This is a genomic window from Micromonospora sp. WMMD956 (assembly GCF_029626125.1).
Taxonomy (GTDB): Bacteria; Actinomycetota; Actinomycetes; order Mycobacteriales; family Micromonosporaceae; genus Micromonospora; species Micromonospora carbonacea.
Map to the genome: position 1 here is coordinate 5,870,392 of NZ_JARUBI010000005.1, position 14,805 is coordinate 5,885,196.

Below are 14,805 nucleotides of genomic sequence, written 5' to 3' on the forward strand. Positions count from 1 at the left end.
GCTCACGCCCCCGTGAACGCGAAGGCCGCCCACACCGACGGCGCGGACCACGGGCGGGAGTCGCCGCTGCCGCTGCGGAACACCTGCGGGAGCAGCGCCTCGGCGGTGTCGACCGGCAGCCACGCCTCGCCCGCGTCGAGGGCCAGGGCCCAGTGGTCCTCCAGCTCCGCCGGGGTCACGTCGCGCAGCCACCGCTGGGCGCCGGCCAGCGCCTCGCCGGGCGAGGTGGTGTCGTCGGCCCGCCAGCGCCGGTAGAACTCGGTCATGAGCAGGGCGGTGGCGTGGTCGTCGACGGGCCACATCGACGCCAGCACGCCCGCGACGCCCGCCTGCACCAGGCCCGCCGGCAGCGAGATCACCTCGTCGGGCAGGTCGAGGCCGGGCAGGAACGTCTCGCACGCCGACAGCACCGCCAGGCGCGTGCGCAGCCGCAGCGGCAGCACGTCGGCCAGCCGCAGACGGGCCTCGCCGGCCAGCCGCAGGGCGCTGCGCAGCGGGTCCCGCTGGTCGGCGGCCCCGTGGCAGCCGAAGTGGGCGACCCGGGCGGCGGGCAGCTCCGCGCGGACCCGCGCGACGGTCGCGTCGGCCCAGGCGAGCGTGGTGACGGGGCCGTCGAAGGTGGCGGCGGCCGCGGCCCCCTCCCACCGGGCGTAGGACAGCTCCGGGTCGGTGACGACGAGCAGGCCCCCGTCGGGCGCGGCGGCGGCCCGCCGCCGGCTCGCGGCCAGGGCCCGGGCGTTCGGCACGTAGCTGAGGGCGAGCGTGTCGGCGAGGTAGCCGAAACCCGTCGGCCGGGCGGCGTCGGCGTACCGGGCGGCGTGCAGGGGCAGCAGGCCGACCAGGCCGCACGGTACGACCGACGCCCGCGCCTCGCCGGCCAGCTCGGCCAGCAGGGGCCCGGCGACGGCCTCCCACAGCCAGTCGCACAGCTGCGCCAGGTGCCGGTCCCAGGCGGCCCGGCGGGAGGCGGGCGCGGCGGCGGTGGGGAAGTGCTCGCGGTGCCGCTCGGCCCACTCGTGCACCCGGGCCGCGCGCAGGTGCGGCAGCGGCACGTCCACGATGTCCTCGCCCCGCACGACGAGCGCGAGGCCGGTGTCGTCGGCCGGTGTCACGTACACCAGGGGGTGATCGGCCGCGCCCGTGACGTCGCCGATCTCGACGGGGGCGAGGAACTGCTCGTAGCCGGGGATCCGCTGGATCTCCCCGATGGCGGCCCGCAGTTCGGTGTGCGCGGCCCGCAACTCGTCGTAGAGCGCGTCTGGACGCTGCCCGCCATCATGAACCGCGTGCGGCGAATTCTGTCGAAGGTCCGTCATCAACCCCTCGTTCCGTACGTCGTCACGGCTGCCGTCGTCGCTGCCGGTTGGTTCATCTGGCGGTCCGACCTGGAGACCGCGGACCGGGTGGCGAGCGTCGGCAGCTTCACGGTCGCGGCGGCGACCCTGCTCCTCGCCGTGTGGGGTGGCCGCGCCCGCCGGCCCGCGCGGTCCCTCGACGAGCACCAGGGCGCGCTGCGGGCGGCCGTGCGCCAGCAGTGGCGGGTGGAGGAGGCGCTGCGTCGGGTGCAGGACCCGATGCCGATCCCGGTGCGGTGGGAGGCGCTTCCCGCCGGGCTGGGCGGCCAGGACCACTGGGCGAACGTCGGGCTGGCGGCGGCGGGCGCGACGGCCGTGGAGGTGGCCGTCGCCGGGCGGCTTCCGGAGGCCGCCGCGGTGTTCCGGCGGATCCCGTCGCGGCGGCTGGTGGTGCTGGGGCCGGCCGGCGGCGGCAAGTCGGTGCTGCTGATCCGGCTGGTGCTGGACCTGATCGCCGCCGGTGGGCCGGGCGAGCCGGTGCCGGTGCTGCTGTCGGTGACGTCCTGGGACCCGGGCCGGGCGGGTTTCGCCGACTGGCTGGTGGCCCGGTTGGCCGCCGACTACCCGGCGTTGGCCGCCGGGCATCCGGACTTCGGCACCGTCGCGGCGGCCCTGCTGGCCGAGGAGCGGGTCCTGCCGGTGCTGGACGGTCTCGACGAGTTGCCGGCGGCGGCGCGCCCGGCGGCGCTGCTCGCCCTCAACGCCGCGTCGCCCGGGCTGCCGGGCGTCGTCGTGGCGAGCCGGACCGCGCAGTACCTGGACGCGGTGCGTGGCGGCGACGTGCTCACCGGTGCGGCCGTGGTGCGGCTGCTGCCGCTGGGGGTGGCGGACCTGGCGGCGTATCTGCCGCGTACCGCCCGTCCCACCGGTCGCGCCTCGGCGACCGCGTGGGAGCCGGTGCTGGCCCGGCTCGCCGGCGCGCCCGCCGACGACCGGGCCCGGCTCGTCGGCGGGGTGCTCGCCACGCCGCTGATGACGTCGCTGGCCCGCGCGGCCTACAGCGACACCGGGGCCGACCCGGCGGCGCTGCTGGACGCGGGCCGGTTCGGCACGGCCGACGACCTGGCCGGGCACCTGCTGGACCGGGCGGTCCCGGTCGCCTACACCGAGCACGCGGGCGGGGCGGCGGCCCGGACGGCCGCCCGGGTCGTGCCCTGGCTGGCCTGGCTGGCCGCGCACGCCGGGCCGGACATCGCCTGGTGGCGGCTGTCCGCCGTGGTGCCGCGCGCCGTGCCGGCCGTCGCCGGCGGGGTGTTCGGCGCGGTGGCCCTGGGCGTGGTGGCCGGGGCGGTCGGCGGCGGGGTCGCGGCTGTCCTCGGCGCGGTGGTGGGCGCGGTCGTCAGCGGGTTCGTGATGGTCCGTCAGCCGCTGGTGCCCACCGGGCTGCCGGCCGACGACGGCGGCGGAGCCGGGTGGCACCGGCAGGCGGCCCGCCTGCTGCGCACCGGCGGCGTCGCGTCGGGTCCGCCGGCTCCCGGTCGCGGCGTGGTCACGCCCGGGCTGGTCGGCTGGGTGACCGGTGGGGCGGCGATCGTCGCCGCCGGGTGGCTGTCCGGCGGGGGCGCGGCGGCCGTCGCGGCGGCCGGGGCGCTGCTGCTGGCGTTGTTCCTGGACGCCTGGCTCGACGTGCCGACCGACGTGACGGCCGCGGCGGGCCCGCTGGCGGTGCTGCGCGCCGACCGCCGCACGGCGCTGGCGAAGGCCGTCGTGCGCGGCGGCATCCTCGGCGTCACCACGGCGGCCCTGATCGACGCGGGCACCGGTCTCGCGGTCGCCGCCGCGACCGCCGGGGCGAGCGTGCTGTTCACGGCGTGGGGCCGCTTCGGGGTGGCGCGGGCCTGGTTCGCGGTGCGGGGGGAGCTGCCGTGGCGGCTGCTGGCGTTCCTGGACGACGCGCACCGGCGGGGCGTCCTGCGCCAGATCGGCGGCGTCTACCAGTTCCGCCACGCCCGCCTGCGGGAACGCCTGCTTACCCATGCCGGTGTCCGGAACAGGCGTCCTGCGTGAGTCGTTCGGCCAGGAACGGGTATCGGATCTCGTAGGCCGGCCCGACCCGGCGCACCAGGCCCCGCTGCCGTGCGTCGGCGAGGAAGGCCAGCAGGCGCACCGGCAGGTGGCGGGCGGCCGCCAGGATCGTCAGCGTGGTGAGGTACCAGACGCAGGCCGATCGGACGACGGCCCAGCCGACGCCGGCGAGTGCCGCCAGGACGAGGTACGCCCCCTCGACCGGCTGACCGATCGCGCGCGTGGTCGCCAGAGCGGCCAGGGTGAGGAGCACGGCGAGTGCGGCGGCCTCCCCGAGCAACGCGGCGGCGTCGGCGCGCCACAGTCGACGGGGGCACGTCTCCAGGTCCGGGTCCGCTGGCCGGTCCACGATGGACAGCGCGAGCGCGGTGAGCCCGGCGGCGCCCGCGACGACGGGCAACTGCTCGGCGGGGCCGTCGTGGAGCAGTTCGCTGGCGCAGAAGCCGGCGAGGACACCCGCGATCCACCCCGCGCCGGCCAGCCACTGCCGGCGTGGACGAAGCCGGCGGGGCGGAGCGGGATCGGCGAGCAGGGCGCCGACGACACCGGCGAGCAGGGCGACGCCGCCGGGGGTCGGCCCGTCCCGCAACGCCCACCACGCCCCGGCCCCGGGCCCGGCGACGACCACGCCGAAGACCAGCTTGAGCAGCGGCCGGGGCAGCAGGTGGTGCAACTGCCACCAGGCGATGCCGTCCGCTGCGGACCCGCCGATCCGGGCCAGCCGGCGCAGGTACGAGCGGCCCTGGTCGCCCGACCACCGGCTCCCGCGGTATGCGCCGTCGAGGGCCTCGTCGGCCAGCCAGGAGTTGACGGCGGCCCGGCATTGCCCGAGCGTCCGCTGCTCCGTCTCACCCGGCCAACCGAGCCGCCAGAGCCGGCGCAGCCCGAGGTCGTACTCGAGTGGGGTGGTCAGCATGTTCGCCAGGCCGGCGATGCGCGGGCCGGCCCCGGCGGCCGGGGGCGCGGCGGCATGCAGATAGTCCTCGCCCTCCCGCTTCGAGATCTCCTGGACCTGGATCACCCGGTGCCAGGTCTCCCAGCCGGGATACGTCGGGTCCAGCCAGGCGAGGTCGTGGGTGACGAGCAGGCAGCCGCCGGGCACGGTGCGCAGCCCGGCCGTCCGGAGCTTGGGCGGCAGTTCGTCGAAGTCGTCGAGAATGGGCAGGATCGCGTTGCGTCGCACGAGACGTGCGATCGCCTCCGGGGTGATGTCCTCGTCGGGATACGTCGCCACGATCGTGTCCACCAGCCAGTCGTTCATGGGTCGGTGCTCGGGATGCCAGCCGAGCGCCGGCACGACGACCGGAACGGCCTGTTCTGCGGGATCGGCGAGCAGCGCCTGGGCGAGCTGGGTCGCGAGGATGCTCTTCCCGGCCCCCTGTGGTCCGGCGATCACCAGCCGCCGGCCAGGCAGGTTCCGGAAGAACAGCACCAGGGTCTGCAACCCGCCGGAGGCGGTGGCGCGGGCCCGCGGCGGTGGCATGGTGACGTACTGCGTGACGTCGCTGTCCATCGCGCGCCAGCTGAGCCACAGGGTCGTGCCACGGTGTCGGCCCAGGCGGTCCAGCCGGTCCCGGTAGGCCTCGGCGACCCGCTCGGCGAGCGCCTCCCGGGCCTTCGCGGTGTCGATCGTGGCCTGTCCCTCGGCAGCCCGGGCCAGGACGGCCAGGCACAGGGCGGCGATTCCGGCGACCGCCGCCACGATGCTCGCCAACTTGTCCATGTCGTCGAGCAGAGTTCCGTGCAGCCGCAGCCCGGTGTAGAGCCCGACTGCGAGGAACGCGAACCCCACCGCCACCAGGACCGCCCGGCGGAGCCGTCCGCCGGCTCGGCGGCGCGGCGGCCTCATCACCCGGGGTCCCCGGGGTGCGGCTCGCCGGGCAGGGGCAGGACGTCGACGACGACGGCGGTGAGGTTGTCGGCGGCCCCGGCGGCGTAGACCTCGTCGCGCAGCGTCTCGACCAGCGCCCGGGGATCGGGGGTGCGGCAGATGGCGCGCAGGCGCCGCTCGTCGAGCTGGCCGTGCACGCCGTCGGTGCACAGCAGGAAGCGGGCGCCTGCCGGGTCCAGCGAGGCGAGGGCGACGTGCGGCGCGAGGGGGGCGGCGGGCGGGTCGCCGAGGCACTGGGTGACGGTGGCCCCGTCCGGGCCGGAGTCGTCGACGCTGAGCTGTTCCAGGTAGCCGTCGGTGATCCGGTAGGCGCGGCTGTCGCCGACGTTGAACACGTACGCGCCGTCGCCGGTGAGCAGGACGCCCGCGATGGTGGTCCGCATGCCGGCGGTGCCGGGTTGGCGGGCGGCCGTGTCGTGCAGGGCGCGGCCGACGGCGACGATCCCGTCGTGCACGGCGCGGGGGGAGTCCCAGGCGATGTAGCGGTTGGCGAGGTCGGCGGCGGCGAGCCGGCTCGCCAGCTCGCCGGCGCGGTGCCCGCCGAGGCCGTCGGCGACGGCGCAGGCCAGGGGCGGGGTCCAGGCGGTGGTGAGGTCGGTGACGCGGGCGCGCGGGGACTGGCTGATCCAGTCGAGGACGAGGACGGCGTCCTCGTTGCCGGCGCGGACGGCGCCGCGGGCGGTGACGGCGCAGACCCGCACCGCCGCGAAGGCGTGCGGGGCCGGTGTGGACGCGGTCATCGGTTTCCTCCGGTGCGGCGTACCCGGGCCCGTACGGTGCCGGCCAGGCGCAGCTCGTCGCCGTCGAACAGGCGCTGGCGGGTGTGCGGGTCCAGGCGGCGGTCGTTGACGTAGGTGCCGTTGGTGGAGCCGAGGTCCTGCACGTACAGCTCGCCGTGCTCGACCCAGAGCAGCGCGTGCTGCCGGGACACGTTGTGGTGCGCGGCCAGCCGGGCGGCGATGTCGCCGAGGTCGTCGGCGCGGCCGAGGCGGACCTCGGCGTGGCCGACGCCGACCGGCCCGAACGGGAACTCCAGCCGGTACGCCGTGGTGTCCGGGGGCGCGTCGCGGGTGGTGGCGGGCGCGCCGCCCGGTCCGGGGCCGGCGGGCCGGTCCGCCGGCCGCCCGGGCGGGGGCTCGCCGGCCCAGGTGCCGGCCTCGGTGGCCATCCCGCCCAGGTCGTGCACCGGGCACCGGCCGTCGGCGTCGAGCTGGTTGCCGCAGCCGGGGACGGGGCACACCTGCCCGACGCCCGGGTCCGGTGCGGCGGACTCCGGCACGAGGAACTCCATGCAGATGGGGCAGAACGCGCCGCCGGCCGGCTGCGGCCCGTGGTTCGGGCAGGTCAGGGCCGCCATGACACTCCTTCCAGCCGGATGCCCTGGGCTTCCAGGGCGCGCTGGACGCGGGCGAGGTCGCCGCGTCCGGGGATGCCGACGAGCCAGACCCGGTCGTCGTCGACCTGGAGTTGCAGCTCGGGGCGGTCGCGGCGGGCGTCGACCCACGGCGCGTAGCGGCGTCGGCCGAGCGGCGAGCACGGCACCAGGCGCTGGTTGGCCGAGCCGCGCCAGACGAGGTCCGTCGGTTCCCCGGCGCGGTAGGGGCCCGTGATCAGCGCGTCGATCAGGGGGTACGCCCCGGGGCAGCGGGCCCGGAACTCGTCGAGCTCGACGCCGGTGTAGCACAGCACGTCCCAGTCGTGCCCGGCGCCGAGCGCGCGGAGCCCGGTGAGCAGGGCGGCGAGCGCCTCCGGCTGCTCCGACGGTTCGCCGCCGGTGACGGTGACCCCGGTGAGGGCGGCCGGGTCGAGGGCGGCGACCCGGTCGAGCACGTCGTCGACGTCGGCGTCGTGCCGGGGCTCGGCGACCCAGGTGTCGCGGGAGACGCAGCCGGGACAGCCGATGGCGCAGCCCTGCACCCAGATGCCGACGCGGCGGCCCGGCCCGAGGGTGGTGACCGGGTGGTGCAGCCGGGACAGTCGCAGCCTCACTCCATCACCAGCTCGCGGTTCTGGCCGTCCTCGGCGATCGCGGCGACGCGCAGCGTCTGCCCGGGCGCGGGCGGGTTGGCGAAGACCTCCCGGGCGAGCGGGTTGACCAGGATGCTCTCGATCGCCGCCACGATGCCCCGGCCGCCGTTGGACAGGTCGAAGGTGGCCTCCTTGCGCAGCTCGTCGCGGGCGTCGTCGCTGAACTCCAGCGTCGCCCCGTACGTGCGGTGCACGGCCTCGGCGACGCGGCCGATCGCCCGGTCGGCGATCTCCACGGCCACCTCGGGGCGCAGGAAGTCGAAGACGACGATGCTCTGCTGCACCCGGTTGAACAGCTCGGGCCGGCGCAGCAGGTGGCGGAAGAACACCTCGATGTAGCGGCGCACGCCCTGTTCGATGTCGGGCAGCTCCTGGGCGGCGGTGACGTTCTCCTTCGGCTTGCCGTCCTCGTCCTGGATGACGATGCCCAGGTTGGTGGTGAAGACGATGAGCGCCTCGGTGAAGTAGACGGTGCCGCCCCGGCCGTCGGTGAGCCGGCCGTCGTCGAGGATCTGGAGGAACTTGTCGAGCAGGCGGGGGTGCGCCTTCTCGATCTCGTCGAACAGCACCACCCGGAACGGCTGCTGCCGGATGCCGTTGGTCAGCTCGCCGCCCGCGTCGTGGCCGATGAAACCGGGTGGCGCGCCGATCAGCCGGGCCTCGGTGTGTTCGGCGGCGAACTCGCTCATGTCGAAGCGCAGGTAGGCGTTCTCGTCGCCGAACAGCAGCGCGGCCAGCGCCTTAGCCAGTTCGGTCTTGCCCACGCCGGTGGGGCCGGCGAAGAACAGCACGCCGCGGGGTTTGCTGCGTCCGCCGGTGTGCGCGCCGGCCAGCCCGGTGGCCGAGCGGGCCAGGATGTCCAGCACCCGGCGTACGGCGTCGGGCTGCCCCAGCACCCGGTGGCTCAGCTCCTCCTGCGCGGTCTTGAGCCGTTCCCGCAGCCCGGCGCTCTGCCACGGGTTGTCCGGCACGCCCACCCGGAACGCGCGGACGGCGTCGTCGACGCGGGGGCCGGGGATGCCGGCGGCGGTGGCGAGGCGCACCACGTCGCGCATGCTGCGCAGCCGCATGCCGTGGCTGGCCTCGGCGAACCGGCGGGCGACCGCCCACCGCTCATCGGTGTCCTGCGGCATCCCGGGCAGCGTCGCCACCAGGTCGTTGGCCGTCTGGAGGCGGGCCGCCAGGTCGGGCTCGGGGATCGCGGTGATCCGCAGGGTGTGGTTGCCGGTGGCGAACCACGAGGGCAGGTCGTGCTCGCGGTCGAGCACCCAGAAGACGGTGTTGTAGCCGCTGCCCACCGGGGTGGCGCGGTAGGCGAGCCGGTCGGCGGTGGCGAGGAAGAGGCGTTCCTCGGGGGAGAGCAGCTCGCCGGTGAACAGCCGGGCCGCGTCGACCAGGGCCAGCGCCACGGGTGGGCCGGCGGCGCGCCGCCGGGGCACGTCCACCACCGCGCCGAGCAGGTCGCGCACCTGGGCCAGGTGCAGCGGGCGGTTCGGTTCGACGTCGGCGTCGCGCAGCACGGCCTGGGCGGCCGCCGCGCCGCCGTCGGGCAGCTGCGCGGCGATCTCCACGCCGACGCCGCTGGAGTACGTCAGCAGCGCGGCGTAGCCCCTCGCCCGGGCGACGCTCCACAGCGCCTCGACCAGGCCCATGAACCGGACGGCGCCCGCGCGTTCCGGGTCGGGCAGCCGGTAGAGGTCGCGGACGTTGCCGGTGAGCAGGACCTGCGGGTGCGCGCAGAGGGCGAGGCTCACCTCGCGCAGCCACGCCGGCTGCGGGGCCGTCTCGTCGGTCGGCGGTGTGGTCACAGTCCCTGCCTCCTCTGCTGCCCGGCGGCGCGGTGGGCCTGGGCCGGGATCATCTCGTCGGCGACGACCTGCACGGCCTGCCGGCCCGGGTCGACCTGCCCGAACTGGTCGATGGGGATGCCGGCGCGGCGCACCCGCCGTTTGATCACCTCGTAGTCGTCGCAGAACTTCCGCTCGGCGGCGGCGTCCTCGGTGCGCTCGGCCCGGGCGCTGCCGGCGCGGACCACCTGGGTGCGGATCACCGGGTCGTCCCGGTCGAGCAGCACCTTCACGCCGTAGCCGGTGTCGCCGTCCATCGCCGCGTACGCCACCCCGGCGCCGGCCAGGGCCGTGTCGAAGCCGTCGCCGACGCGGTAGCCGAGGTCGGTCAGCCCGACCCGGACGGCGTCGGCCACGGCCTTGCGGCGGCGGGCCCGGTCGGCCTGCGCGACGACCTCGTCGGCCTCGGCCCGCAGCCCGTCGGGGACGTGGTCGACGCGGTCGGCGACGAGCCGGGCCACCCGCTTGCGCAGCCGGGCCGCTGCGTCGCCGGGCACCGTCTCCAGCGGGGCGGCGATGGTGAGCAGGTCGCGGCGGGCGAGGGCCACGCGTTCCTCGGCCCGCTGCTGGGCGGTCACCCGCTCCGCCAGGTCCCGCAGCAGCAGGTGGGCGCGGCTGGGCGGGGCCCCGGCGGCGATCTCGGCGACCGCCGCGGCGCACGGCGCGCGGACCTCGTCGGGCGTGGCGGCGGGCAGCCGGGACAGCAGCTCGGCGGCCCGGGTGGCGCGGGCCCGGTGCTGTTCCCGCGCCGCCGCGTCGGCGCGCGCCGGGGCGGCCCGGGTCGCGGTGTCGTCGCGCTGCCGGGTGTCCGGCTCGGCGACGGTGCGCTCGTCCCACTGCCGGCGCGGCCGCGCGGCGGGCCGCGCCGCCCCGGCGGCCGGGGCGGCGAGCAGGCCGCTGACGTCCTGCCGGGAGGCGGCGAGGACCTCGGTGCGCAGCCGTTCCCGTTCGCGGCCGACCAGCAGGGCGACGTCGGCGGTGGCGGCGGCGATCCGACGCGGGGAGTGCTGGGGGCGGGCCCGGGCGCCGGCGGCGACCCGGCTGATCCGGCTGCCGTAGACCGACCGGTACGCCTCGGCCTCGGCGCGCAGCGCCTCCAGCTCGCCCCGGACCTGCACGAACTGCTGCCACTGGGCCCGCTGCTCGCGGGCGAGGCGCTCGGCGGCCGTCTCCACGACGTACCGGGCGCCGGTGATCCCGCTCATCGCGGCCTCCTCACCATCGCGACTTCACTGACGTTCACAGCAACCACCACACCCGGGTGGGTTCGGGCAGCAGCGGCAGCGCCCACCCCTGCCACACGTAGACCGGTTGCAGCAGGTACAGCACCGCCACCAGCGCGATCACCGCGCCGCGCACGCCCCTCGGTACCCGGCCGGACAGCCGCCCGCCCTCGGTGCCGTACGCGCGGGCGGCCAGCCGCCGGCCGAGCCACACCGCCAGGAGCAGGCCGCCGCCCGCGACGTACGGGTAGGCCTCGCCGTAGCCGGTGGCCAGGTCGGTCAGCCACGTCCGTACGCCGGTGTCGAGCACCACCGGGAACTGGAGGAACATCGCGTACGTGCCGTCGTCGGCGGTGAGCAGCGCCCAGACCACCGCCCCGGCGGCCCAGCAGAGCCGGCGGGCCCGGCGCAGCCCGGCCTCCGCGTCGGCGGGGCAGATCACCAGACAGGCGAGCAGCGCCAGCAGGGGCAGCGCGACCGCGGTCTGCACGGCGGCGACGCGGGTGAGCATCACCGCCGGCCGCGCCCACGCGTCGGGGAACTCGCCCAGGGTCCAGAACGCGGCGGCGGCGAACGTGGTGAGATACCCGATCGCGACCGCGAGCAGGTAGTTCACGGCGTCCCGCCAGACGTTGCGCAGCGTGGCCCGGGCCGGCGGCACCCAGCCGGCACGGGCCGCGTCGGCGTTGCGTTCCCGCTGCCTGGCCTCGGCGGCGGCGGCCTTCTCCGCGGCCATCCGCGCGGTGGCGAACGGGATCAGCGCGGCGGCGAGCGCGGCGGCGGCGACCTGCCGGTCGTCGCCGCCGGAGCCGGCCTCCTCGCGCAGCCGTTCCCACCAGTCACAGCGGCCCGCGGCCCTCTTCTGCCTGGCGAGCGTCGCGCGCAGCCGGCCGCCGTGGTCGGGGTCGACGAGCAGCCGCAGCGCGAGGGCCCGGGCGACCGGCAGCGCCTGGTCCAGCTCCGGCGGCGTCCCGCGCGGCCAGCCGCCCGTGGCCCCGGCGGCCAGCTCGCCGCCGAGCTGCCCGGCGCGGGCGTCGACGGCCGAGGTGACCCGGGCGAGCCGCTCGGCGGTGTCGGCGAGGACCGCGCAGGGGCCGTCCGCGCAGCCGGGGTGCGCCCGGCAGCGGTGCCGGGCCAGGGCCCGCAGGAGCTGGGCGTCGAGCCGGGCGACGATGCCGGCGGCGGCCGGCTCGCCGGCGACGGCGCGCGCGGCCAGGTCGGCGAGGCCCGGTCCGTCGGCGGGTTCGTCCTCGAAGACGGGGGGCAGCTCCGGCGCGACGTGGGAGACGAAGCGGACGACCCGGGCGGCGGCGTCGTCGCGCCCGGCGGCCTTCGACTTCATCAGGTTCGTCGGCAGGTCGAGCCGGGGGAAGTTGTCGCGCAGCCAGTCGTCGAGGTCGAGCTGGCTCTCCCGGCGGCGGAACAGCCCCACGGCGGCCTGCCAGTTCTCGGACATCGCCACGCCCACCTCGGCCGGGTTCCGGCAGAGGCGCCCGGCCAGCTCGAACGGGGGCACCGGCCGCTGCTCGGGTTCCGGCGCGGGGTCGGGGTCGTCGACGGCGGGTGTCTCGCCGGCCAGCCAGGCCCGCACCTGGTCCGCGCCCCAGCGCAGCGCGGGCGCCCGGGTCAGCAGCCCCCGGCACAGCAGCAGCCAGCCCGGGTCGGTGACGCCGCTGAGGTCGACGCCGTAGGTGGCGATGTGTTCGAAGATGGTCCGTTCGTTGGCGGTGTCGCCGCCCACGCCGCTGTTGGGGTTGCGGCCGGTGAGCAGCTCGACGACGAGGACCCCGAGCGACCACCAGTCCTGCGCGGGCTCCTGGCTCTTCTGCCACCACGTCTCCGGGGCCTGGTAGGCGGGGGTGCCCGCCCGGCCGGTGCTGCGCCGGGTGGCCCGCAGCTCGGCGACCAGGCCGAAGTCGCAGAGCACCAGCTCCAGCGGGTCCACCGAGCGGACCAGCACGTTCTCCGGCTTGATGTCGCGGTGGGCGATGCCGGTGGCGTCGCCGTGGCGCAGCTGCCCGTGCAGGTAGGCCAGGGCGTCGGTGACCTCCGCGACGACCCGGCGCACCTGCTGCGGCGGGAGCGGGCCGCCGTGGGCGCGGGCCAGCGCGGCGAGCGAGCCGTGCGGCAGGTATTCCAGCACCTCCCAGCTGGTGGGGGTGCCGTACCGGTTGACCTCGGTGCCGTAGTCGAGCATGCGGACCACGTGGCGCTCGTCGGCGGTGCGCAGCGCGTCGAGCAGCCGCGGGTCGGGCCGCACCGAGGTGGGGTAGACCTTCGCCACCCGGGTCAGGCCGGTGGCCCGCTCCTCGACCAGCATGACCAGGTGCGCCTCCCCGCCGGTGGCCAGGTGGCGCACCGGGCTGAACCGCGCCGACACGCCCTGCGGCAGGCCGCTGTCGTCGCCGCCGGTCGCCGGGGCGGCCGGGCCCGGCGGCGGCGTCTCCCGGGTGGTGGCCGGCGCGGTGCCCGGCGTCGGGTCGGCGGTGGTGGGCGCGGCCTGCCGGCCGGGGCCCTCCCGCCGGGTGGGTACGTCGCTCACGCCTGTTCCTCCCCCGTCAGTTCCTCCTCCGTGGCCGCCTCGTCGGACGGAAGGCCCTCCTGCGTCGACGCCTCGCGTTGCGCCCGGTCCTCCAGCTCGGTCAGCCGGTCCACCGCCCGGCGGTAGCGCTCGCGCACCGGGGCGTGCTCCGCGCCGGTGAGGCCGACGAGGTCCCGTTCCAGCGCGGCCGACAGCAGCACGGCCCGGCCCGACTCCAGCGCCACGGCGGCCTCCGGCAGCCGGCGGCGGCGGGTCAGCGCGTGCGCGGCCCGGCCGACCAGCCCGCGCGTGCGCCGGCGCAGGACCAGTTCGCCGTACGCGCGGCTGAGCTGGGCGCGGGCCATCTGGTTGAGCGTCCGCAGGGTCAGCAGGTACGCCTCGGCGGCGTCGCCCGTGCGCCCGTGCCGCCAGGACCACTCGGCCCAGTACAGGGCGGTGTCGTACGCCCACACCAGGCTCAGTTCCCCGATCGCCGCCGTCGCCCGGCGCGACGCGTCGGCGGCGTGCAGCAGGTCCTCGGTGGACCCGGTCCCCTCGGCGCGCACGTGCAGGGCGGCGGCGACCCGGGAACTGGCCACCGCGTGCTGCAACGACGCCGGCGGCAGCCGGTCGCGGTGCGCGGTGAGCAGCGCCAGCGCCTCGTCGACCTCGTCCCCGTCGCCGACGAGCATGCCCCGCGCGAGCAGCGCCTCGGCCAGCGGGACGCGGGCGGCGTTGCGCATCGCCGGGCTGAGGCTGGTGCCGCCGGCGCCTCTGCGCAGCAGTCGGACCGCCTCGTCGAGCACCTGCGGGTCGGGCCGCTCGGGATGGAGGGAGTCCAGCTTGCAGACGCCCAGCACCAGCCGGGCCTGGTCCTGGCTGCCGCCGCCCGCGGCGAGCGCCTCGGTCGCCAGCTCCTGCGCCCGCAGCCGGTCGGCGCCCGCCGAGGGGTCCTCGGACAGGCCCTTCGTCCTGGCCCGCAGCTGGTAGCACTGGGCCAGCGTGACGAGCTGCGTCGCCGGGTCGGGCTCGTACCGGTCGGGGGCGGCGAGCTCGGCCTCCAACGTGGCGATCTGCGCGTCGAGCGCCTGGAGGTCGCCGGAGGAGCCGAGCCGCCCGCCGGCCCGGATCGCGCCGGCCGTGCTCCCGAGCAGCCCGGTCGCCACGGGGAAGGGCACGTCGTCGCCGATTGAGACCTGCTCGGCCATGGCCATCGGGTCCGCCGACTCGCCCTGGACGAGGCCCCGCTGCAACGCGCGGACCTGGTGCAGCATGCCCGCCATGGACGTGGTCTGCGGCGACAGCCGCTCCGCCTCGGCGAGCAGGGCGACGATCCGCTGCTCGGCCTCCTCGTCGGCGGGGCCGCCACTCTGCCGGCTGTGGTGAGCGAGCGCCAGGTGGAAGCGCGCCATGCCGGCCATGGTGGCCATGACCGCCGTGTGCTGCGGGTTGGCCCGGTCCCGGGCGGCCTCCCCGTCGAGGACGGGCATCGCCCGTTCCAGCCGCTCGACGGCCGCCGTCAGGTCCTCCTCCCGCCGGTGGCGCAGATAGCGGGGGAGCAGCAGGGCGGCGGTCATGAAGTCGATGGCGGCGTGTTCCACGCTGCCCGGGCGGACGGTCCGCTGGGCGGCGACGAGCACCGCGGACGCCTCCTGTTCGTCGTCGGGCCGGCTGCGCATGCCGAGCAGCGAGGCGAGCCGGATCGCGAGCAGCCGGGCCTCCGGCCGGGCCTTCGGCACCAGCTCCCGCGCGGTCCGCACCGTGTCGATCGCGCTATTCAGGTCGGCGGCGGAATTGGTGCACAGGAATCGGCCCTGCAATGCGTCGCAAAGCCTCCACAGCAACGCGACTCGTTCGGCGGGGGAACGCCTTGCGGCAGTCGCTAGTTGATCTTCGGCGGCGCGAACTGCGGCAT

10 protein-coding genes are annotated in these 14,805 nt (G+C 76.9%); 1 reads left to right on the plus strand and 9 read right to left on the minus strand.

Features of this window, described 5'->3' with window-relative positions:
- Positions 1–2: 2 nt before the first annotated feature.
- A complete protein-coding gene (locus O7628_RS25725; protein ID WP_278134420.1) occupies positions 3–1,316 on the minus strand; it encodes a CHAT domain-containing protein in 1,314 nt (437 codons plus the stop codon).
- Between O7628_RS25725 and O7628_RS25730 the strand changes: the two genes are divergently transcribed.
- Positions 1,287–3,362, plus strand: coding sequence for an NACHT domain-containing protein (locus tag O7628_RS25730; protein ID WP_278134422.1), 2,076 nt, complete (start codon positions 1,287–1,289; stop codon positions 3,360–3,362). The two genes, O7628_RS25725 and O7628_RS25730, sit on opposite strands and share 30 nt — an antisense overlap.
- Here O7628_RS25730 and O7628_RS25735 read toward each other — a convergent pair.
- From O7628_RS25735 to O7628_RS25770, 8 genes are read right to left on the minus strand one after another with little or no spacing between them, the layout of a single operon-like run.
- Positions 3,325–5,178, minus strand: coding sequence for an NACHT domain-containing protein (locus tag O7628_RS25735; protein ID WP_278134425.1), 1,854 nt, complete (start codon positions 5,176–5,178; stop codon positions 3,325–3,327). The genes O7628_RS25730 and O7628_RS25735 overlap by 38 nt on opposite strands.
- 50 nt (positions 5,179–5,228) lie before the next feature.
- Positions 5,229–6,011, minus strand: coding sequence for a PP2C family serine/threonine-protein phosphatase (locus O7628_RS25740; RefSeq protein ID WP_278134427.1), 783 nt, complete (start codon positions 6,009–6,011; stop codon positions 5,229–5,231).
- Positions 6,008–6,628 carry an FHA domain-containing protein gene (locus O7628_RS25745; RefSeq protein WP_278134429.1) on the minus strand — a complete coding sequence of 207 codons (621 nt, stop codon included), beginning with the start codon at positions 6,626–6,628 and terminating at the stop codon, positions 6,008–6,010. The genes O7628_RS25740 and O7628_RS25745 overlap by 4 nt, the downstream gene beginning before the upstream one ends.
- On the minus strand, positions 6,616–7,260 hold the full coding sequence (locus O7628_RS25750) for a 4Fe-4S single cluster domain-containing protein (RefSeq protein ID WP_178064484.1): 645 nt from the start codon (positions 7,258–7,260) through the stop codon (positions 6,616–6,618). The genes O7628_RS25745 and O7628_RS25750 overlap by 13 nt, the downstream gene beginning before the upstream one ends.
- Positions 7,257–9,107 (minus strand): AAA family ATPase, encoded by a 1,851-nt coding sequence (locus tag O7628_RS25755; RefSeq protein WP_278134432.1) that lies wholly within the window; start codon positions 9,105–9,107, stop codon positions 7,257–7,259. Before O7628_RS25755 ends, O7628_RS25750 begins: the two co-directional genes overlap by 4 nt.
- Positions 9,104–10,351, minus strand: coding sequence for a hypothetical protein (locus O7628_RS25760; RefSeq protein ID WP_278134433.1), 1,248 nt, complete (start codon positions 10,349–10,351; stop codon positions 9,104–9,106). Before O7628_RS25760 ends, O7628_RS25755 begins: the two co-directional genes overlap by 4 nt.
- 34 nt (positions 10,352–10,385) lie before the next feature.
- Positions 10,386–12,911: a protein kinase gene (locus tag O7628_RS25765; RefSeq protein WP_278134434.1), complete on the minus strand. Its 2,526-nt coding sequence runs from the start codon at positions 12,909–12,911 to the stop codon at positions 10,386–10,388.
- The gene (locus tag O7628_RS25770) at positions 12,908–14,650 is read right to left on the minus strand and encodes a hypothetical protein (protein ID WP_278134436.1); all 1,743 of its coding nucleotides are present in this window, start codon (positions 14,648–14,650) and stop codon (positions 12,908–12,910) included. Before O7628_RS25770 ends, O7628_RS25765 begins: the two co-directional genes overlap by 4 nt.
- Positions 14,651–14,805 lie beyond the last annotated feature (155 nt).

Coding starts and splice junctions, on each gene's coding strand:
- O7628_RS25760 (WP_278134433.1), bottom strand. CDS start 10,351: ATGAGCGGGATCACCGGCGCCCGGTACGTCGTGGAGACGGCCGCCGAG.
- O7628_RS25725 (WP_278134420.1), bottom strand. CDS start 1,316: ATGACGGACCTTCGACAGAATTCGCCGCACGCGGTTCATGATGGCGGG.
- O7628_RS25745 (WP_278134429.1), bottom strand. CDS start 6,628: ATGGCGGCCCTGACCTGCCCGAACCACGGGCCGCAGCCGGCCGGCGGC.
- O7628_RS25740 (WP_278134427.1), bottom strand. CDS start 6,011: ATGACCGCGTCCACACCGGCCCCGCACGCCTTCGCGGCGGTGCGGGTC.